This is a genomic window from Kineosporia corallincola (genome assembly GCF_018499875.1).
Lineage (GTDB): Bacteria > Actinomycetota > Actinomycetes > Actinomycetales > Kineosporiaceae > Kineosporia > Kineosporia corallincola.
On record NZ_JAHBAY010000004.1, the window covers coordinates 81,922 to 102,607 of the forward strand.

Annotated in this window: 13 protein-coding genes and 2 riboswitches; of the genes, 9 read left to right on the plus strand and 4 right to left on the minus strand. The window is 71.3% G+C overall.

Annotated elements, in window-relative coordinates; all coding sequences use genetic code 11:
• Window positions 1–3 precede the first annotated feature (3 nt).
• Window positions 4–3,717: a cobaltochelatase subunit CobN gene (gene cobN / locus KIH74_RS10570; protein ID WP_214155667.1), complete on the minus strand. Its 3,714-nt coding sequence runs from the start codon at window positions 3,715–3,717 to the stop codon at window positions 4–6.
• Window positions 3,718–3,744: 27 nt separating this feature from the next.
• Window positions 3,745–3,917, minus strand: a riboswitch (cobalamin riboswitch).
• 66 nt (window positions 3,918–3,983) lie between these two features.
• Here cobN and KIH74_RS10575 point away from each other — a divergent pair.
• The 7 genes from KIH74_RS10575 (at window position 3,984) to KIH74_RS10605 (ending at window position 16,537) form a co-directional block, all read left to right on the plus strand.
• Window positions 3,984–7,127, plus strand: coding sequence for a DEAD/DEAH box helicase (locus tag KIH74_RS10575; protein ID WP_214155668.1), 3,144 nt, complete (start codon window positions 3,984–3,986; stop codon window positions 7,125–7,127).
• Window positions 7,127–8,038, plus strand: a complete 912-nt coding sequence (locus KIH74_RS10580) for an SWIM zinc finger family protein (RefSeq protein ID WP_214155669.1) — start codon at window positions 7,127–7,129, stop codon at window positions 8,036–8,038. Before KIH74_RS10575 ends, KIH74_RS10580 begins: the two co-directional genes overlap by 1 nt.
• A gap of 1,176 nt (window positions 8,039–9,214) precedes the next feature.
• A complete protein-coding gene (locus KIH74_RS10585; RefSeq protein ID WP_308113713.1) occupies window positions 9,215–12,064 on the plus strand; it encodes an MGH1-like glycoside hydrolase domain-containing protein in 2,850 nt (949 codons plus the stop codon).
• Between the two features lie 316 nt (window positions 12,065–12,380).
• Entirely contained in the window at window positions 12,381–12,893 is a 513-nt protein-coding gene (locus KIH74_RS10590) for a hypothetical protein (RefSeq protein ID WP_214155670.1), read from the plus strand.
• 121 nt (window positions 12,894–13,014) lie between these two features.
• The gene (locus KIH74_RS10595; protein ID WP_214155671.1) at window positions 13,015–14,364 is read left to right on the plus strand and encodes a ferredoxin-like domain-containing protein; all 1,350 of its coding nucleotides are present in this window, start codon (window positions 13,015–13,017) and stop codon (window positions 14,362–14,364) included.
• A complete protein-coding gene (locus tag KIH74_RS10600; protein ID WP_214155672.1) occupies window positions 14,361–15,014 on the plus strand; it encodes a precorrin-8X methylmutase in 654 nt (217 codons plus the stop codon). Before KIH74_RS10595 ends, KIH74_RS10600 begins: the two co-directional genes overlap by 4 nt.
• Window positions 15,011–16,537: a precorrin-2 C(20)-methyltransferase gene (locus tag KIH74_RS10605; protein ID WP_214155673.1), complete on the plus strand. Its 1,527-nt coding sequence runs from the start codon at window positions 15,011–15,013 to the stop codon at window positions 16,535–16,537. Before KIH74_RS10600 ends, KIH74_RS10605 begins: the two co-directional genes overlap by 4 nt.
• On the opposite strand, the gene KIH74_RS10610 is transcribed toward KIH74_RS10605, so the two are convergent.
• Entirely contained in the window at window positions 16,507–17,742 is a 1,236-nt protein-coding gene (locus tag KIH74_RS10610; protein ID WP_214155674.1) for an MFS transporter, read from the minus strand. The two genes, KIH74_RS10605 and KIH74_RS10610, sit on opposite strands and share 31 nt — an antisense overlap.
• Window positions 17,743–17,815: 73 nt before the next feature.
• Here KIH74_RS10610 and KIH74_RS36155 point away from each other — a divergent pair, with 73 nt between their 5' ends.
• Both KIH74_RS36155 and KIH74_RS10620 read left to right on the plus strand, forming a co-directional pair.
• Window positions 17,816–18,328 (plus strand): MarR family winged helix-turn-helix transcriptional regulator, encoded by a 513-nt coding sequence (locus KIH74_RS36155; protein ID WP_214155675.1) that lies wholly within the window; start codon window positions 17,816–17,818, stop codon window positions 18,326–18,328.
• Between the two features lie 204 nt (window positions 18,329–18,532).
• Window positions 18,533–18,697 (plus strand): hypothetical protein, encoded by a 165-nt coding sequence (locus tag KIH74_RS10620; protein WP_214155676.1) that lies wholly within the window; start codon window positions 18,533–18,535, stop codon window positions 18,695–18,697.
• Window positions 18,698–18,879: 182 nt separating this feature from the next.
• Here the strand turns inward: KIH74_RS10620 and gcvH are convergent, their stop codons facing one another.
• Both gcvH and gcvT read right to left on the minus strand, forming a co-directional pair.
• Window positions 18,880–19,266, minus strand: coding sequence for a glycine cleavage system protein GcvH (gcvH, locus tag KIH74_RS10625; protein WP_214155677.1), 387 nt, complete (start codon window positions 19,264–19,266; stop codon window positions 18,880–18,882).
• 10 nt (window positions 19,267–19,276) lie between these two features.
• Window positions 19,277–20,401 (minus strand): glycine cleavage system aminomethyltransferase GcvT, encoded by a 1,125-nt coding sequence (gene gcvT, locus KIH74_RS10630; RefSeq protein WP_214155678.1) that lies wholly within the window; start codon window positions 20,399–20,401, stop codon window positions 19,277–19,279.
• 132 nt (window positions 20,402–20,533) lie between these two features.
• Window positions 20,534–20,633, minus strand: a riboswitch (glycine riboswitch).
• Window positions 20,634–20,686 lie beyond the last annotated feature (53 nt).

The window sequence follows — 20,686 nt, forward strand, 5'->3', positions numbered from 1 at the left end:
GTCCTACTTGCCCTCCAGATCGCCCTCCGTGCGCAGGAAGACCTCACGCAGCGCGTCCAGCATCTCGGGCGAGGGCTCGGCCCACAGCCCGCGCTCGGCCGCCTCCAGCAGGCGCTCGGTGATGCCGTGCAGCGCCCACGGGTTGGAGTCGGTCATGAACTTCTGCTGGGTCTCGTCGAGCACGTAGGTCTCGGCCAGCTTGCCGTACATCCAGTCCGCGACCACGCCGGTGGTGGCGTCGTAGCCGAACAGGTAGTCGACCGTGGCCGCCATCTCGAAAGCGCCCTTGTAGCCGTGCCTCTGCATGGCCGCGACCCAGCGCGGGTTGACCACCCGGGAGCGGAACACCCGGGAGACCTCCTCGTGCAGGGTGCGGGTGCGCACGGCGGAGGGCTGGGTGCTGTCGCCGATGTACGCCTTCGGCGCGGAGCCGGTGAGCGCGCGCACCATCGACACCATGCCACCGTGGTACTGGAAGTAGTCGTCGCTGTCGGCGATGTCGTGCTCGACGCTGTCATAGTTCTTGGCGGCCACGGCAATCCGCTTGTACGAGGACTCCATGTCCTCCCGGGCCGGCCGCCCGTCCAGGCCCCGCCCGTAGGCGTAACCACCCCAGACGGCGTACACCTCGGCCAGATCCGCGTCGTCGCGCCAGGTGCGGGTGTCGATGAGCGGGAGGACGCCCGCCCCGTACGTTCCGGGTTTGGAACCGAAGATCCGGGTCGTCGCCCGCCGGTCGTCGCCGTGGGCGGCGAGGTCGGCCTGCACGTGGGCACGGACGAAGTTCTGCTCCGCCGGCTCGTCCTGGGCGGCGGCCAGCTGCACCGCGTCGTCCATCATCTGCACCACGTGCGGGAACGCGTCGCGGAAGAATCCGGAGATGCGCACCGTCACGTCGATCCGCGGGTGCCCGAGCTCGTCCAGCGACAGCGCCTCCAGCGAGGTGATCCGCCGGGAGGCGTCGTCCCAGACCGGCCGGATGCCCAGCAGCGCCAGCACTTCCGCCACGTCGTCGCCGGACGTGCGCATCGCCGACGTGCCCCAGATCGAGAGCCCGACCGACTTCGGCCAGTCCCCCTCGTCGGTGCGGTAACGCTCCAGCAGTGACTCGGCCATCGACCGGCCGGTCTCCCAGGCCAGGCGGCTGGGCACCGCGCGCGGGTCGACGGAGTAGAAGTTGCGCCCGGTCGGCAGCACGTTCACCAGGCCGCGCAGCGGCGAGCCGCTCGGGCCCGGACTGACGAAACCGCCGTCCAGCGCGTGCAGCACGGCGGTCAGCTCGTCGGTCGTGCGCAGCAACCGCGGCACCACCTCGGTGGCGGCGAACTCCAGCACGGCCTGCACGGCCAGGCGGTCCACCTTCGAGACGTCCACCTCCGCGGTGGACAGCACCGACTCGATCACCGCGGGAACGGCCTCGACGGACCACGACGCGTCCGAAAGGCCCTGCACCAGAGCGACGGCCGTGGCCTGAGCCGCGTCCACCTCCTCCAGCCCGTCGGACTCGGCCTCACCGGAACCGACGGACGCCTCGTCCAAACCCAGCGCCTCCCGCAGGCCCGGCAGCGACTGCGCGCCGGCCCACAGCTGACGCGCGCGCAGCATCGAGGTGACCAGGTGCACCAGCACCGAACCGGTCGGTGCCTGGCCGAGAACGTGCAGACCGTCCCGGATCTGGGCGTCCTTGACCTGGCACAGCCAGCCGTCCAGGTGCAGGATCATGTCGTCGAACTCGGCCTCGTGCGGCCGCTCGGCCAGACCCAGGTCGTGGTCCAGCTTGGCCGCGTGCATCAGCGTCCAGATCTGCGTCTGGATCGCCGGGGCCTTGGCCGGGTCGAGTGCGGTGACGGCCGCGTACTCGTCGAGAAGCTGCTCCAGCCGGGCAATGTCGCCGTAGGAGTCGGCCCGGGCCATCGGCGGCACCAGATGGTCCACCAGGGTGGCGTGGGCCCGGCGCTTGGCCTGCGTGCCCTCGCCCGGGTCGTTCACCAGGAACGGGTAGATCAGCGGCAGGTTGCCCAGCGCGGCGTCGGGGGCACAGGACGCCGACAGCGCGAGCGTCTTGCCCGGCGTCCATTCCAGGGTGCCGTGCTTGCCCAGGTGCACCACCGCGTCGGCGCCGAAACCGCCTTCCGCCACGGCCAGATTCAGCCAGTGGTAGGCCGCCAGGTAGTGGTGCGACGGCGGCATCTCCGGGTCGTGGTAGATGGCGACCGGGTTGTCGCCGAAACCGCGCGGCGGCTGGAGCAGCAGCACCACGTTGCCGGCGACGATCGCGGCCAGCACGATGTCGCCGTCCGGGTCGCCGCTGGAGTTCTCGCCGCCCGGCGGGTCGACGAACATCTCGCCCGGCGCCTCGCCCCAGGACTCGACCACCGCGGCCCGGAGATCCTCGGGCAGGGACGAGAAGAACCGCCGGTACACCGCGGCCGGGATCCGGACCGGGTTGCGCGCCAGGTCTTCTTCCGACAGCCAGTCCAGGTCCTGGCCGCCCGCCTCGATCAGGCCGTGCACCAGGGCGTCGCCGTCCATCGTCGCGAAACCCGGGAACGCGCCCTCGCCCTCGGAGGGACCGACGTCGTAACCGGCGTCCCGCATCGCCGCCAGCAGCGCGAGGGCCGACGCGGGCGTGTCCAGGCCCACCGCGTTGCCGATGCGCGCGTGCTTGGTCGGGTAGGCGGTGAGCATCAGCGCGATCCGCTTGTCGCCCTGCGCGAGCGACCGCAGCCGGGCGTGCGCCACGGCGATACCGGCTGCGCGGGATGCCCTTTCGGGGTCGGCGACGTACTGCGTGAGACCGTCGGAGTCGACCTCCTTGAACGAGAACGGCACGGTGATCAGCCGGCCGTCGAACTCCGGGATCGCCACCTGGTTGGCCGCGTCGAGCGGGATCAGGCCCTCGGAGTTCTCCAGCCACCGCTCCCGCGAGGTCAGCGTGCTGATGGCCTGGAGGATCGGCACGTCGAGCGCGGCCAGCGCGCCGATGTCCCAGGTGGAGTCGTCGCCGCCGGCCGAGGCGTTGGCGGGCCGGTTGCCGCCGGCCGCGAGCACCGTCACGAGCAGGGCGTCGGCCTTGCCGAGTTCCGCCAGCAGCTCGTCGTCGGCCGCCCGCAGCGAGGCGCAGAAGATCGGCAGGGCGCGGCCACCGGCGTCTTCCACGGCGGTGCAGAGCGCCTCGACGAACGCGGTGTTCCCCGCCACGTGGTGGGCGCGGTAATAGAGGACGGCGATGGTGGGCCGGGTCTTCTCGTCGTCCACCGTTGTGGGCCGTTCGAGCACACCCCACACCGGCGTGCTGCGCGGGGGCTCGAACCCGAACCCGGTCAGCAGCAGGGTGTCGGTGAGGAAGGCGTGCAGCTCGGCGAGGTTGTCCGGGCCGCCCTCGGCGAGGTAGCCGTGGGCCTGCGTGGCCACCCCGACCGGCACGGTCGAGCGCTGCATCAGGTCGGCGTCGGGCAGCGCCTCACCCGACAGCACCACCACCGGCACACCCTTGGTGAGCAGGGCGTTGAGGCCGTCCTCCCAGGCCCGGGTGCCACCCAGCAGGCGCACCACGGCGACGGCCACCCCGTCCAGAAGACCGTCCAGGTCGTCCACGGAAACCCGGTTCGGGTTCGCCAGGCGGTACGGCACCGTGCTCGCGCGGGCGCTGAGCAGATCGGTGTCGGAGGTGGAAATCAGCAGGACGGTCTGCCGCTGCGTCGACTCCGGAGTCACGTGGTCCTCTTCCTCGCCGTCCGCGCGGCGGGTTGCTGCGGCGTGGCACAGTTTCCTGGCTCGGCGTCCTCGTGACGTCCCGGCCTTCCAGCCCACGTGGGCCGTGACCATCGGTGCTGAAACGTCACTCAGCGCTCACAGTGGCGCGACCGCGCCGGAATCCCACCGGCTTCCTGTCCACCACGCCGTCATCTTGGGGCGGTTGCTTACGGCTCAACAATGCCAGCCGGGCGCGACCCACCCAACCCCTGGCCTACGATCACGAGGTGTTCGTCGTACATGCCTGGTGGTCGCCCGCCCCGAGCGATCCCGCGGACGACGGATCCCTCGTCCTCTGGGCCGAGGACCCCCAGGTGCGCGCGGTGCCCGCGGACCGCACCGGGCGCCGGTCCAAGGTGCGCGAGCATCCGTTCGACATCGACGCCGAGCAGCTCACCGAGGTGCTGGCCGGGATCACCGGGGTGCTGCCGGAGGGCTGGACGGAGGGCACCGCCGACCTGGTGCTGCCCTCGTTCCAGCATGCCCCGGCCGGTTCGCCCGAGTTGCTCGACCTGCGGGCGGGCTGGGCCACCGACCGGGTGGGGGGCGAGTCGGCGAGGCTGTTTCCGGAGGTCAGATGGCGGGTGGTGACGGTCGCGGTGCCCGCGGCGCAGGCCCACGCGGTGCTGGGCGGTCTCGGCAGTTCGTTCGGGGACGCCGCTGTGGCCGGTTCCGACGTCCGTCACCTTCTCGCGTTGCACGCGTTCACGAGCGACCTCATCGGTCGTGGCCGGGTGCTGCCGGTGGCCCTGGAGGCGTCCGAGGGGCACGGCGTGGCGCGGTGGCGCCCGGTGATCACCGGGGCGGACGCGGAATGGTTCCGGCACGCGGTGGCGGCGCTGCCACCGTCGTGGAACGCCGAGGTGCCGGCGGCGAGCAGCGCCGCTGCGGCGGTGGACGCGCTGACCGACGCCGGTGTGCGTGCCCGGCTGGGGTCCGCCGGCACCGGGGCGCTCGGGCTCGCGGGCTGGCGGCAGGCGCTGCACGGTGACGACCCGGTGTTTCCCGCGAACCGGCGCCAGATGCGGGATCTGCTGGCCGGTCTCGGCGAGTGGCAGGCCGAGGCGATCGCCGGTGGCCTGGTGCGCGCGGGGTTCCGGCTGGTGGAGCCCACGGACGACGACCTGACCAGCGTGCTGCGACCGGCCACCGAGGAGCTGCGCCCGGCCGACGAGGCGGCGCTCTGGCGGCTGGATTTCGGCCTGCAAGACGCCGATCAGCCCGGCCTGTTCATCCCCGCCCAGGAGATCTGGGACGCCGAGCTCACCCTCACCCGGCTGCGGCGCAACGCCCCGCGCCCGCAGGAGACCCTGCTGGCCGAGCTCGGCCGGGCGCTGAGGCTGTACCCGGCGCTGCGGGAGGCACTGCTGCGGCCGCAGCCGGTGGAGCTGCTCCTCGACACGGCCGGGGCGCACGCCTTCCTGACCGAGGCCGCCGGGCTGTTGCTCGGAGCGGGTTTCGGGGTGCAGCTGCCCGGCTGGTGGTCGAAACCGCAACGGCTGGGCGCACGTCTGCGCGCGGGCACCCCGGCGCAGCCCGGAAGGGTCGAGGGAACACCGGTCTTCCGGCAGAACGACATCGTGGAGTACGACTGGCGGCTGTCGATCGGCGACCAGCTGCTCAGTGACGACGAGGTCACCGCCCTGATCGAGTCGCAGGAGCCGCTGGTCCGGCTGCGCGGCGAGTGGATCCAGGTGGACCCGGAAAAGTTGCGCAGAGCACGGGCTTTCCTGCGCAGGCAGCGCAAGACCGGCCCGGAGACGATGTCGATCGCCGATGTGCTGTCGGTGATCGGCGCGGGCTCGGAGGGACCCGCCGGTCTGGAGGTCACGGGGGTGGACGCCTCCGGCTGGCTCGCCGACTTCCTGGCCTCCGCCGAGGACCGGTCGCTGCCGGACTTCCGGGTGCCGGAGGGGTTCACCGGCGCGCTGAGGCCGTACCAGGAGCGGGGTGTTTCGTGGCTGACGTTCCTCGAATCGGTCGGTCTGGGAGCGGTTCTCGCCGACGACATGGGACTGGGCAAGACGGTTCAGCTGCTGGCGCTGATCGCCGCCGACCCGCCTGCTGATCGTGGGCGGGGTGACCGCCTGGTGCCCGGCCCGACCCTGCTGGTCTGCCCGATGTCGCTGGTCGGAAACTGGCAGCGGGAGGCCGCGAGGTTCACGCCGTCGCTGCGGGTGCATGTGCAGCACGGCGCCGACCGGCCCTCGGGTGAGGCGTTCGCCGAGGCGGTGGCCGGCGCCGACCTGGTGATCACCACCTACTCGCTGCTGGCCCGCGATGCCGTGACGCTGCGGAAGTTCGGCTGGCGCAGGATCGTGCTGGACGAGGCTCAGGCGGTGAAAAACGCTGCGACGCAGGCGGCAACGGCTGCCCGGTCGCTCACGGCCGACCATCGGATCGCGGTCACCGGCACCCCGGTGGAGAACCGGCTGGCCGACCTGTGGAGCCTGATGGAGTTCGCCAACCCGCGGGTGCTGGGAGATCCGGCCGACTTCAAGAAGCGCTACGCCCTGCCGATCGAGCGGATCGGCTCGGACGAGGCCCGGGAGAAGCTGCGCGCGGTGACCCAGCCGTTCATCCTGCGCCGGGTGAAGACCGACAAGAGCATCATCAGCGACCTTCCGGAGAAGCTGGAGATGGAGGTGGTCTGCACACTCACGGCGGAACAGGCCGCGCTCTACCAGAACGTGGTCACCGACATGCTGGCCCGCATCGAGCAGAGCGAGGGGATGGAGCGGCGCGGCCTGGTGCTGGCCACGATGACCAAGCTCAAGCAGGTCTGCAACCATCCGGCGCAGTTCCAGCGTGACGGCAGCCGGGTGGCGGGCCGGTCGGGCAAGCTGGCCCGGCTGGAGGAGACGCTCGACGAGATCCTGGCCTCGGGCGAGAAGGTGCTGCTGTTCACCCAGTACGCCGAGTTCGGCGAGATGCTGCGCACTCACCTGACCGCGAGATTCGGCCGGGAGGTGCTGTTTCTGCACGGCGGGGTGCGCAAGTCATTGCGTGACGAGATGGTCTCCCGGTTCCAGACGCCGGACGGCCCACCGGTGTTCGTGCTGTCGCTCAAGGCCGGCGGCACCGGACTCACGCTGACCGAGGCGAATCACGTCATCCATGTGGACCGCTGGTGGAACCCTGCGGTCGAGGACCAGGCCACCGACCGGGCCTTCCGGATCGGCCAGTCCCGCACGGTGCAGGTGCGCAAGTTCGTCTGTGCCGGAACGCTGGAGGAACGCATCGCCACGATGATCCGCGACAAACGCGGGCTGGCGGCGTCCATCGTCGGTACCGGTGAGAACTGGCTGACCGAACTGTCCACGTCACAGTTGCGCGAACTGCTGACGCTCGACGACGCGGCGGTGGGCTGATGGCCGACTTCAGCCGGTACGGCCGTCCGCTCCCGGTGGAGAACGGGCTGAGCGCCCGCAGCACCCGGGGCGGGATCGGTGAGCAGTGGTGGTCACGCCGGTTCATCGGCGTGCTCGAATCATTCGTCCTGGGAACGCGTCTCACCCGTGGCCGGGCCTATGCGCGCAAGGGGCAGGTGATCTCGATCGAGGTCGAGGCCGGCACGGTGTCGGCCGAGGTTCAGGGCTCGCGGGTCACGCCGTACCGGGTGCGGATAGGGCTGAAGAAGTTCAGCGAGCTGGTCTGGGCCAAGGTGGAGGTGGCGCTGGCCGAGCAGGCGCTGTTCAGCGCCCAGCTGCTGGCGGGGGAGTTCCCGCGCGAGCTGGAGCCGGTGCTGGCGGGGATCGGGGCGCCGCTGTTCCCGGGACGCCTGGCCGACCTCGACCTGCGGTGCACCTGCCCGGACCAGGCCGTGCCGTGCAAGCACATCGCGGCCGTCTTCTATTTGCTGGCAGAGCGTTTCGATGACGATCCGTTCCTGTTGCTGCGCTGGCGCGGGCGAGCCCGGGAGGCCCTGCTCGACCGGCTGCGGGCGCTGCGCGGTGACGCCGATCTGCCTGGTCCGTCAATGACGGACGACGAGGAGCCCGCAGACCCGCCCGCCCCCGGCCGGCTGAGTGCGGCGCTCGCTCTGCGCGAAGCCGTTGCCGAGCCGGTGGTTTCCGTTCGCAAACGGGCGAAACCCGGCCCTCCGGGCGGTGATGCGGTGGCATTCTGGACCGCGGGCCCCTTGCTGCCGCTGCCCAGCCACGCCGAGCTCCCGCCCGATCTGCTGCTGCGGCAGTTGCCCACGCCGGGCCCGGCGCTGGGTGGCGCCGGGCTGATCGGCGATCTGCGGGAGCTGTATGGTGAACTGGCCGAGGGGGATTGACCGGCTTCGTCCGGCATGGGCACGGTGGAGTAGAACGAAGTCGTCCGGCACGGCGTCGCAAGGCATGATTCCGGGGGCCGGTCGCGGCAGTCTTGACCCGTGACCTCCGAGGACAAGCCCGCCCGCCCACGCCCCGTCGTGCCCCAGCCCCGCCAGAACGGGCCGGACGCTGCCGCGGACGCTGTGCAGGAGGGCCCTCCGGCTGCCGAGGACACCAGGGTGGGAGCAGCAACGGAGGACGAACCTGGCACGGTCGCGCCTGCGGGCCCGGGTTCGAGGGTGCCGGATTCGGGTGGTTCAGGCGCGTCGGGTTCGGGTGCATCGGGTTCAGGCACGTCGGGTGCAGAGGCTTCGAAGGCGACTGGGGCCGGTGCGTCGAAGTCCGGGCAGGCGGGACGCGGGCGCAAGAGCAAGGGACGTCGCGGCGCCGCTTCTCGTGAACGCAAACGCACCGAGTCCGCGCCGAACCCGATCGCGCCGAACTCGATCGAGCCGAACCCGATCGAGCCGGGCGCGATCGAGCCGAACCTGATCGAGCCGGGCGCGATCGAGCCGAGCCCGATCGAGCCGAGCCCGATCGAGCCGGGCGCGACCGAATCCATGACGGCGGATCCCGGCCCCGAGTCGTCCTCGCGGGCTCCAGGGGCACTCGTCCCGGGTTCGGCGACCACGCTGTTCTCGGCCTCCAGCGAGACTCCCGCGGTGACGCCCGACCGGGCCGGGTCGGCTCCTGCGGTTTCCACGAGCGATCGGACTTCCGCGCCGGACCGGGAAGACTCCGGAAACCAGCCAATCACCCAGGTTTCCGCCTCCGTGGGAGGTGCGCAGGCGTCCCTGATTTCGGCCCCCGCCCCGACCGGCGCCACCCAGTCGGCCGACGCGGGCGTCCTCCCGGCGGCCTCTGCCACTCAGGCCGGGGACACCACTCAGGCCGGAATCACCACTCAGGCCCGGGTCGCCTCGCAGACCGGAGCTGCCTCGCAGACCGGGGACTCCACCCCTGCTGAGCCCACTTCCCTGACCAGGCCTACCTCTCCGGCCGAGGTCACCTCCCCGACCGGGCCTACCTCTCCGGCCGGGCCTACCTCTCCGGTCGGGCCCACTTCTCCGGTCGGGCCCACTTCTCCGGCCGGGCCTACCTCTCCGACCGAGGTCACCTCCCCGACCGGCCGGCCTGTGCCGACCAGGTCCACCGTCCCGCCCCACCCCGAGCGGCCCGACCTCCAGCCCGGCCTGATCGAAGCCATGACGGCGTACTGGTCGCACGAGACGCTGCCGGACGACTCGTCGTCCCCACAGGAGAGCGAGGAAAAGCGCTGGGGTGACGGCGGAGTCAGCTGGGGTCTGCCCGCCGAGCCGACGGCCGAGCACGCCCGGCTGGCGGAGTCGCCCGGCCCGGGCAGCCCGTGGCGGCAGTGGGGGCCGTATCTGGCCGGGCGCCAGTGGGGCACGGTGCGCGAGGACTACAGCGCCGACGGCGACGCCTGGTCGGCCTTCCCGTTCGAGCACTCTCACGCCCGAGCATACCGCTGGGGAGAGGACGGACTGGGCGGAATCTGCGACCGCTTCGGCTTTCTCAACTTCGGGGTCGCGCTGTGGAACCGGAAGGACCCGATCCTCAAGGAGCGTCTCTACGGCCTGACGAACGGCCAGGGCAACCACGGTGAGGACGCCAAGGAGTACTGGTGGGCCATCGACGGCACGCCCACCCACAGCTGGATGCAGTGGCTCTACCGGTATCCGCAGGCCGAATTCCCTTATCAGAAGCTGAGGGAGGAGAACGCGCGCCGGGGCCGCGACGAGCGTGAGTACGAGCTGGGTGACACCGGGGTGCTCGACGGGAACCGCTTCTTCGACGTCATGGTGACCTATGCCAAGGCCTCGCCCGAAGACATCTGCATCCAGCTGCGGGCCACCAACCACGGTCCGGAAGCCGCTCCGCTGGAACTGATTCCGCAGATCTGGCTGCGCAACACCTGGGCCTGGGGCCGGGATCCGCGGCGCGGCCACATGAGTCAGCTGCTGCCCCCGACCCTCGCGGTGGGCGGGATGGAGGCGGTGGAGGCCACGCACGGCATGCTCGGCACCTACTACCTCGCCGCCGAAGGGTCGCCGGTGGTGCTGTTCTGCGACAACGAGACCAACGCGGTGTCGTTGTACGGGGCTGAGCGCAACAACTCCCAGTACCCGAAAGACGGTGTCAACCAGCGCATCGTGCACGGTGACGCGCAGAGCATCAACCCGTTCGACGAGGGCACCAAGGCCGCCATCTGGTACTCGTTCGATGCGGTGGGGCCCGGCCAGTCGGTCACCGTCAAGCTGAGGCTCAGCCGCCAGATGCCCGCGAGCAACACCTTCCAGTCGGGTTTCGAGGCGGTGATGCGTTCGCGGCGCCGTGAGGCGGACGACTTCTACGGCCGCGTCATCCATCCCGGCCTGTGCGATTCCGACCGGCACCTGGCCCGCCGGGCCTACGCCGGCCTGCTCTGGGGCAAGCAGCTCTACCGTTACGACGTGGAGCAGTGGCTGGTGGGCGATCCGGGAAGCCCGGCACCGGATTCCCGCCGGGCCCGGGGCGGGCGCAACACCACCTGGCCACAGGTCTCGCTGGCCGACGTGATCTCGATGCCGGACGAGTGGGAGTATCCCTGGTTCGCCGCCTGGGACACCGCTTTTCACGCGATACCCCTGGCCCATGTGGATCCGGACTTCGCCAAGGAACAGCTCGTGCTGATGTGCCGGGAATGGGCGATGCACCCCAACGGCCAGCTGCCGGCCTACGAGTGGGAGTTCGGTGACGTCAACCCGCCGGTGCACGCCTGGGCCACCTGGCACGTGTACCGCATCGACGGCTACCGTGATCGCGAGTTCCTGATCCGGGTGTTCACCAAGCTGCTGCTGAATTTCTCCTGGTGGGTGAACCGCAAGGACTCGACCGGCTCGAACATCTTCGAGGGCGGCTTCCTCGGCATGGACAACATCGGCCTGTTCGACCGGTCCGCCCCGCTGCCACCGGGTTTCCGGCTGGAGCAGTCCGACGCCACCAGCTGGATGGCGTTCTACTGCCAGCAGATGTTCAAGATCGCCCTGGAACTGAGCCGTTACGACAAGGCATGGGACGACACGGCCACCAAGTTCCTCGAGCACTTCCTCGCGATCGCCCGCAGCATGACCAGTTTCGGGTCGCACGACATCTCGCTCTGGCACGAGGAGGACGGCTTCTTCTACGACGTGCTGGTCGGGCCGGACGGTACGGCCCAGCCGATGCGGGTGCCCTCGATGGTCGGGCTGCTGCCGATCCTCGGCGCCACCGAGGTACCGAGCTGGATCAACGAGGAGTGCCCCGACGTCACCGCCCGCCTGCGATGGCTCCAGCGCAGGCGGCCGGAACTGGTCGGCCCGCTGCTGTTCGCCAAGGGCCCGGGCGAGCGGAAGATGCTGCTGTCCCTGCTCGATCCCGAACGCCTGCGCCGCATCCTGGAGCGGATGTTCGACACCGAGCAGTTCCTGTCCCCGTACGGGATCCGCTCGATGTCGCAGGCCGTCCGCTCCGGTGTGAGCACGGTCATCGACGGCCGCAGCACCTCGATCGAGTACGAGCCGGGGGAGTCACGCACCGGCCTGTTCGGCGGCAACTCGAACTGGCGCGGTCCGGTCTGGTTCCCGGTGAACGTGCTGCTGGCCGACAAACTGCGCACCTACGGCCGGCACTTCGGCGACACCTTCACCATCGAGATCCCCACCGGATCGGGCAATCACCGCACCCTGATCGAGGCGGCCGACATGATCGACCGCGGCCTCATCGCCCTGTTTCAGCCGGTGAACGGCAGGCGCCCGGCCGACGGCGACCGGATCGAGGCGTCCGACGACCCGCTGTGGGCCGAGCACCCCACGTTCAGCGAGTTCTTCGACGGTGACACCGGCGAAGGGCTCGGCGCCACCCACCAGACCGGATGGACGGCGCTGGTGGCGCACCTGCTCAACCCCCGGCTCCCACCCGACCCCCGGCAGCGTGGGTGGGCGTAGCTGGACGGCCCGTCCGGCAGTGCTGCTCTGAGGACGGGGAGGTGTCCTTTGTTTTTGACACCGGCTTCGGCTTCACGGTGGTGTCAAAAACAAAAAGGACCTTCCCGTCCCGCGCCGACCATTACGCCGACCATGACGGGGTGGGGAAATTCACCCGACCATCTGACTTAACGCTCAGTGTTGTTACGTGACAGAATGAAATCGAGGTCGGGGCTGTAAGACACCACCGGGGGCCGCGATGTCTGTTCACGTGGACGTGCCCGGGCCGCCGGGCCTGGCCGAACCGGATCGCCGTGGGTCCGGCAGGCGAGCACGGGTGGCGGACGAGCGATATCGCGCCCAGCTGCTGCGCACCCGGTTCACCCCGGGTGGGCTGGCCCTGGCCGGCGCCGGGATCGCCTGGCACAGCCCGACCACCACGGGCTGGCTGATCACCGGCGGGCTCGGGCTGACCGGCGCCGCCCTGGAGGCCTGGCGCACCTGGCTGGCCCACCAGTACGTGGCGGCCGAACTGAGGTACGCCGACCAGGCCGACTGCCGCCGTTCCGAGCTGGAACGCGTGAGTCTGCTGCTCGGCGACCAGCGGTCCGCCCGGGAGCACGAGCTGGCCGTGCTCACCCACGCGATGAACGATGCCCATCGCGCCGCCCGGCTGGAGAAGGTGGCCGGCGACGAGGTCACCGAGCTGGCCCGGATCGAGGAGGCGCAGGACCTCTGGTCCACCCCGGTACCCGAGCGCACGGCGTCCCTCACCATCGACCTGCGGGAGGAACCGAAGGTTCCACCGGCGCGGCGTCCCCGGGGTCCCGACCGCCGGCCGGAGCCGTGACGCACGGGCCGACAGGTGGCACGATCGGCGCCACAGGACCCGAATCCTCCTCCGCCCGGGGCCGATGTGCCCTGGCCGGGCAGGGGAAGCGGGTACGTACGATCCCGGAGTGGTTGGTCGCGTGGCGTTGAAGCCGGTGGAACGAGTGGTTGCCGATTCCTGCCCGGGGGTGTTGCGTCCGCACATCGCGGCGGACGGCGCCCTGGTGCGGATGCGGGTTCCGGGAGGAGCGGTGCCGGTGTCGTTGCTCCGCGGGCTGCGGGCCGTCGCGGCGGAGCTCGCCGACGGCGATCTGGGCCTGACCTCGCGAGGAAACATGCAGGTCAGAGGAGTTGCGGAGAGCGATCTCGGGCTCGCCGAGACCCGTCTGGGCGCGCTCGGCCTGCTGCCCCACCCCACCCACGAGCGGGTGCGCAACATCATCGCCTCACCGTTGTCCGGCCGGGTGGTGGGTTCAATTGATGACGTCGATGAGCTCGTGCCCCGCCTCGACGCCGCGCTCTGCGCCCGGGGCGATCTGGTCGCGCTGCCGGGCCGGTTCATGATCGGCCTCGACGACGGCACCGGCGACATCGCCGGTGAGGAGCCGGACGTGCTGGTGCTGGCCGTGGGCCCGGGGCGTTTCGTGCTCCGGCCGGCCGGAGCGGCCGGCGGTGTCGCCGTGGCCCGTGGCCGGGTGGTGGACGCCGTGCTGGTCGCGGCCACCGCGTTCCTGGCCGAACGGGAGCGGCAGGGGAGCAAGGCCTGGCGCGTGGGTGAACTGCCCGGTGGCGCTGACGCGATCGTGGACGCCCTGGTGGAGGCCGGGTACGAGTGGGCCGAGGTGCCGATGCCGGGTGGATCGGTTCCGGCGCCGGGGTTGATCGGGCAGCGGGACGGGCGCTACGCGGTCTGTGCGGTGGTGCCGTTGTCGATCCTCGGCGGCGAGCAGATGGACGCCGTCGCGGACAGCTGCGACCTGGCCCTGCTGAGCGGGGCCGGGCCGGACGGCGGTGCGGTGCCGGACGACGCTGCGTCGAACGATGCGGTGCTGAACGGCGCCGTGCTGAACGGCGCGGTGCTCGACGGCAGCGCCACCCCGTTGCGCATCACCCCGTGGCGCCGGTTGCTGGTGCGGGACCTCGACCTGCCCTCGGCGCTGGTGGCCAGGGACCTGATGGCCAGGGCCGGGCTGGTGCTGGAACCGGACGCGCCGTGGGCCCGGGTCACCGCCTGCGCGGGGCGGCCGGGCTGCGCGAAGTCCCTCACCGACGTGCAGGCCGACGCCCGTGCCTTTGCCGGGGTCTGTGGTGGGTCCGGGCCCCTCGTACACTGGGCCGGATGCGAGCGCGCCTGCGGGATCCCGCACAGCGGGGTGGCCCTGCTGGCGGAGGTGGGCGGCTACCGGGTGACCGGTGAGCTCGGTGACGCGGATCGGGACGCAGCGGCGTCCATGAATGTGGTTCTTCTCGAGGAGACAACACCCCAGTGACGGAAAGCACCGGCTGGCCGGGCCCGTACGAGGCCGACGGCGCGCAGATCTACCGGGAGTCGTTCGCGACGATCCGGTCCGAGGCGGCCGCCGATCTCGCCGGGATGCCCGAGGACGTGGCCCGGGTGCTGGTCCGGATGATCCATTCGTCCGGGATGACCGATCTGGCGCGCGACTTCGCATACAGCCCGAACGCGGTGAAGGCCGCGCGGCAGGCCCTGCTCGACGGTGCGCCGGTGTTCTGTGACGCCCAGATGGTGGCCAGCGGCATCACCCGCGCCCGGCTGCCGCACGACAACGAGATCGTCTGCACCCTGAACGCCCCCGGTGTGCCCGACCTGGCGCGGAGCCTGAGCACCACGAGAAGCGCTGCCGCGATCGACCATTGGCTGGACCGGCTGGAGGGTGGCGTGGTCGCGATCGGCAACGCGCCGACCGCCCTGTTCCGGCTGCTGGAGCTGATCCGCGACGGGGCGCCGCGCCCGGCCGCGATCCTCGGCATCCCGGTGGGTTTCATCGGTGCCGCCGAGTCCAAGGTAGCGTTGAGCGAGAACCCGCTCGGTCTGGACTATGTCGTGGTGCACGGCCGGCGTGGGGGCAGTGCCATGGCCGTCGGGGCCGTCAACGCGATCGCGAGTGAGAAGGAATGAGCGGCACCCTCTACGGCATCGGGCTGGGCCCGGGCGACCCGGAACTGGTCAGCGTCAAGGCGGTCCGGCTGATCGGCGCCGCCGACGTGATCGCCTACCACAGCGCGCGTCACGGCCGCAGCATCGCCCGGGGCATCGCCGAGCCCTACCTGCGCGAGGGCCAGATCGAGGAACAGCTGATCTACCCCGTCACCACGGAGACCACCGATCATCCGGGTGGCTACCAGGGGGCGATGGACGAGTTCTACACCGAGGCCGCGGAGCGCCTGGCCGCGCACCTGGAGGCAGGCCGCGACGTGGTGGTGCTGGCCGAGGGCGACCCGCTGTTCTACGGGTCGTACATGCACATGCACAAGCGGCTCGCCCATCGCTTCCCGGCCGAGGTGGTGCCCGGAATCACGGCTTTCAGCGCGGCGGCCGCGGCGCTGGGCCGCCCGCTGGTGGAGCGTGACGAGGTGCTCACCGTGCTGCCCGGCACCCTGCCGCCCGACGAGCTGACCCGACGGCTGGCCGACACCGACGCCGCCGTGGTGATGAAGCTCGGCCGCACCTTCGAGGGGGTGCGGCAGGGGTTCGCCGACGCGGGCAAGCTCGACCGGGCCTTCTACGTGGAGCGGGCGAGCACCGACACCGAGCGCACCTCGGTGCTGGCCGAGGTGGATGCGGGGCACGTGCCGTACATGTCGATCGCGCTGATGCCCGGCCCGCTGAACGAGACCGGCGCCCTGCCCGAGGCGGAGTTCACCGAGACCGCGCACGCCGGTGAGGTGGTGGTGGTCGGTCTCGGCCCCGGGCCTCGGGAGTGGACCACCCCCGAGGTGCAGCAGGCGCTGTCGCAGGCCGACGACCTGGTGGGTTACGTCACCTATCTCAACCGGGTGCCGGTGAATCCCCGCCAGCGGCGCCACCCTTCAGACAACAAGGTGGAGTCCGAGCGGTCCGCCTTCGCCCTCGACCTGGCCCTGCGCGGGCGCCGTGTGGTGGTGGTGAGTTCCGGTGACCCGGGCGTCTTCGCGATGGCCTCGGCCGTGCTGGAGGTGGCCGACGAGCCCGCGTACAAAGACGTTCCGGTGCGGGTGCTGCCCGGGGTGAGCGCCGCGCAGGCGGTGGCGGCCCGGGCCGGTGCGCCGCTCGGCCACGACTTCTGCACCATCTCGCTCTCCGACCGGCTGAAGCCCTGGCCCGTGGTGGAATCGCGGCTAAACGCGGTGGCCGCCGCCGACCTGGTCATCGCCATCTACAACCCGGCCTCCAGGGAGCGTCGCCACCAGGTGGGCCTGGCCCGCGACATCGTGCTGCGCCACCGCGACCCGGCCACCCCGGTGATCGTCGGCCGGGCGATCGGCTCCGACGCCGAGCAGCTGACCGTGGTGCCGCTGGGTGAGCTCGACCCGCAGCTCGTCGACATGCGCACGCTGCTGATCATCGGCTCGTCGCAGACCCGGGTGAGCACGAAACCCGACGGCACACAGACGGTCTGGACCCCACGGCGCTATCCCGCCGCGGAGCTGCCGGGAGCCTGATGTCCGGCCGGTGCGCGCCGCAGTGTGCGCACCGACGGGGGCAGCAGTGCCAGCGCCGTCGAGCCGGCCATCACGCCGGCCGTGACCAGCAGCCAGGTGCTCTGCCCGAGTGCCTCGGCGACCGGCCCGGTCACGGCCAGGCCGAGCGGACGCATCACGAACGAGCCGATGTGGTCGAAGGCGAACACCCGGGCCAGTTTGTCCGGCGGGATCTGCTGCTGGATCGCGAGATCCCAGTTGACGCTGAAGATCTCCAGGCCGAGGCCATGCAGGAAGGCCCCGAGCAGGATCACCGGCAGCCCGGGCCGCAGCGCCATGGCCAGCGGGAAGCAGGCGGTGAGCCCGAGAAACACGGTGCCGGAGAACAGGAGTCGCGTGGGCCGGTACCGGAGCGTGATCAGCCCGCCGACCATGAAGCCGGTCATCAGCGCGGCCAGGGCCAGGCCCCAGGCCTGCTCGCCGAAGTCCCGGGTGACCACGACCGGGCCGACCACGCCCTGCACCCCGCCGTAGAACAGGTGGTACACCAGGGCCTGCGCGATGAGCACCCACAACCAGGTGTGCCGCAGCACTTCCCGGGCTCCGGCACCCAGGTCGCCGAGCAGCGAGCCGGGCTCCCCGGTGGCGTGCGGCCCGACCCGCATCGCGGTGTAGCAGAGCGCGGCCACCGCGTAGGTGGCCGCGTCGACGGCGATCGCCCAGCCCGCCCCGAAGAAACCGACCAGCACCCCGGCCAGGCTGAAACCCAATACCATGGCGGTGTTCTGGGCCAGGCGCACGGCCGAGACGGCATTCGGCAGCGCCTCGGGCGGCACGGTCTGTGGGAGCACGGCCCGGGAGCTCGGCCCGCCCAGGGCGGCCAGTGCCCCGTTCACCCCGCCCATCACGGCCAGCAGCGGAACGGTGGCCCAGCCCGCGATCAGGCTGACCGCCACCACGCCCTGGGCCACGCAGGCCAGCCAGGCCGAGCCGCGCATCAGCAGCGTGCGCGGCAGCCGGTCGCCCACCACCCCGGCGACCAGCGTGGTCAGCACCTCGACCAGTGCGTAGGTGGCCACCACCAGGCCGAGTTCGGTGGCCTGACCGCCCAGGTGCAGCACCGCCAGGGCGAGCGCCACCGGTGCCACGGCCGATCCCAGGCTCGTCACGGTGCGCCCGGCCAGCAGCAGCCGGAACGCCGTGGTCGTCGTGCTCCCCGTTCGCATCCCGGCAAAGTAGTTCGCCAGCGAAATATTCGTCAACAAAATTGATGACGACGAGGGCTGCTACCGTGAACCGGTGGGAGAGGACTTCGCCGAACGGCACGTGGCGCGCTGGCGCGACCACTGGATCGACATCTCCTTCGACGACGCGATCGAGACCGCCACCGTGCGGCTGTCACGAATCTCCCGCTACACCAAGCAGTCTCTGCGTGAGGCCGCGGCGGGGGTGGGGCTCCAGACGTACGAGTACGAGACCCTGCACGCGCTGATGATCCGCGACACCCCCGGCATCGCGTCGCCCCGCGAACTGGCCCAGACGCTCGACGTCTCGCCGGCCGGGATGACCGGCCGGCTCGACGCCCTGGAGAAGGCCGGTCACGTCAAACGCATCCCCAGCCGCACCGACCGGCGCAGCGTCACGATCGAGGCCACCGCGTCCGGCGTGGAGGTGTGGCGCCGCGCCATGCGACTGCGGGGTGAGGCCGAGGAACGGTTGTTCGGGGCGCTGTCCCCCCGTGAGCTGGCCACCCTGAACCGGCTGCTGCGCAAGCTCGCCGTGCTGGCGGACGAGGACCGGCAACCGGACTGACCGAGCCGGCCGGCTGATCGAGCGGGCCGGCTGATCGAGCGGGCCGGCTGATCCAGCCGGCCGGACTGACCGAGCCGGCCGGGCTGATCGGACCGGCCAAGAGCCCGTACGGCAGCCGATGGTGTTCCGGCCGACGTCGCGCGCCGCCGATCCTCGGGCGGGTGCGATGGCTGACCTGCATGTTCTGCTGCGGCGGGCGTTGTGGTGCTCCTCGTCGTCCTCAATGTGACCTACGCCGAGGCATGGACCGCCCTGGCCGACTGGTTCGCCGGCCAGTCCACGGCGGCGCTGTTCGCCGGCTATCCCTGGCTCCTGGTGCTGGTGTTCGGCACCGGCACCTACCTGGTGGCCCGGCGGATCGACGCCTGAGCCGACCAGGTGCCCCGCTGCTACCTGCGCGTTCCGCTGCCGCGAGCGCTGCGCATGCGCTAAACCAGGTCTACCCCGTCAAGCCGATCCGGTCGCGACGCCGGCCCCTCACCCGGGCCGGGAGTCCCGACCGGATCGGTGACGGTTGCAGCAGGTCAAGCGGGTCAGGCGGGTCAGGCAGCTCAGGCGGTCAGCGGCTCGTACTCGTCGGCCGTGAGCAGCTTCGCCGTGGACTCCGGGCGCACGGTGAACAGCCAGCCCTCGCCGTACGGGTCGGCGGCGATCAGGGCCGGGTCGTCGATGATCGCCTGGTTCACCTCGGCCACCACGCCGGTCGCGGGGGAGTACAGGTCGGAGACCGACTTGGTGGACTCCACCTCGCCGCAGGCGTCGCCGGCGGTGACGTGGGTGCCGGCCTCGGGCAGGTCGACGTAGACCACGTCACCGAGGGCGTCCAGGGCGAAGGTGGTCAGGCCCACCCGCACCGGCTCGTCGGGGAGCTCGGAACCCGGTGTCAGCAGCACCCATTCGTGCTCGGGCGTGTACAGGCGGTCGGAAGGGTTGCTCATGGCGGATCTCCTAGCGGGCGCGGCGGTAGAACGGGAACGGGGTGACGGCGAAGGGCAACAGGGTTCCGCGCACGTCCACGTGCAGGGCGGTGCCCTCGCCGGCCTCCTCCCGGTCCACGTAGGCCAGGGCGATCGGGCGGCCCAGGGTGGGCGACAGGGCGCCCGAGGTGATCACGCCCACCGGGGTTCCGGCCGAATTGAGGACGACGTTGCCCGCGCGGGCCGCGCGGCGTCCCTCCCCGGTCAGGCCGGTCAGCACCCGGGCGGGCTGGTCCTGGGCGGCCAGGGCCAGGGCGTCCTGCCCGACGAAGTCCTTGCCGAGCTGCACGACCCGGCCCAGACCCGCCGCGTAGGGGTCGGTGTCGATGCTGAGTTCGTTGCCGTACAGCGGCATTCCGGCTTCGAGCCGGAGCGTGTCGCGGCAGGCCAGGCCGGCCGGGCGACCGCCCGCGGCCTGCACGCCGGTCTCCAGCGCCTGCCACAGTTTCACCGCGTCGTCGGCGGTCACGTACAGCTCGAACCCGTCCTCACCGGTGTAGCCGGTGCGGGCCAGCAGCACGTCGAGCCCGGCGACCCGGGCCGGCCGGCAGCCGTAGTAACGCAGGCCGGACAGGGCGGCGCGATCGTCGTCCGTGCCCAGGAGGGCTTCGATGATGGACGACGAGGCGGGCCCCTGCACCGCGATCAGGGCGGTCTGCTCGGTCTCGTCGGTGACCGTGGCCTCGAAGCCGGCCGCGCGCTCGGTCAGCGCCGCCAGCACCACCGCCACGTTGGAGGCGTTGGCGATGACCAGGAACTCGTCCTCGGCCAGCCGGTAGGTCACCAGATCGTCGAGGATGCCGCCGTTCTCGTCGCAGATCAGCGAATACTTCGCCCGACCGGGCGAGATCGCCGACAGCTTGCCCACCAGCGCGTGGTCGAGCAGGGCCCCGGCCTGCGGGCCGCGCACCCGGATCTCGCCCATGTGGCTGAGGTCGAACAGGCCCGCGCTGGTGCGCACGGCCTGGTGCTCGGCGAGCTCGCTGCTGTATTTCAGCGGCATGCGCCAGCCGGCGAAGTCGGTCAGCCGGGCGCCGAGGGCCTGGTGTACTTCGTGCAGCGGGGTGTGACGCGCAGGCAGGTCTGGCGACGACATGAGCGACCTTCCGGGAGCCGGGCCCGGGCACACCGGTGCCACGGGGGAGCCGTTCCTCCCCGCTCTGTCCTGGGACCTGAGAGCTTTTCACCTTCGGTAAACCGGCATCCGGCCGGATTTCTCCAGAGTTGCCTCGTCGCGACGGTGTCGGGCCTGAGAGATTCCTGGGGAGGGATTGCTCCTACGGCGCCTTTTCCGGTGATCCGGAGCAGGGCTCTCCCGTCGCGCGTCGACGGCGTATTCAGTTGGAGGGTCAAACTAGCCTGGCCCGGGCACCGTCATCAA

Excerpts from the sequence above, each read along its gene's own strand:
- KIH74_RS10580 (WP_214155669.1), top strand. The coding sequence starts at position 7,127 with ATGGCCGACTTCAGCCGGTACGGCCGTCCGCTCCCGGTGGAGAACGGG.
- KIH74_RS10605 (WP_214155673.1), top strand. The coding sequence starts at position 15,011 with ATGAGCGGCACCCTCTACGGCATCGGGCTGGGCCCGGGCGACCCGGAA.
- KIH74_RS10610 (WP_214155674.1), bottom strand. The coding sequence starts at position 17,742 with ATGCGAACGGGGAGCACGACGACCACGGCGTTCCGGCTGCTGCTGGCC.
- gcvH (WP_214155677.1), bottom strand. The coding sequence starts at position 19,266 with ATGAGCAACCCTTCCGACCGCCTGTACACGCCCGAGCACGAATGGGTG.
- gcvT (WP_214155678.1), bottom strand. The coding sequence starts at position 20,401 with ATGTCGTCGCCAGACCTGCCTGCGCGTCACACCCCGCTGCACGAAGTA.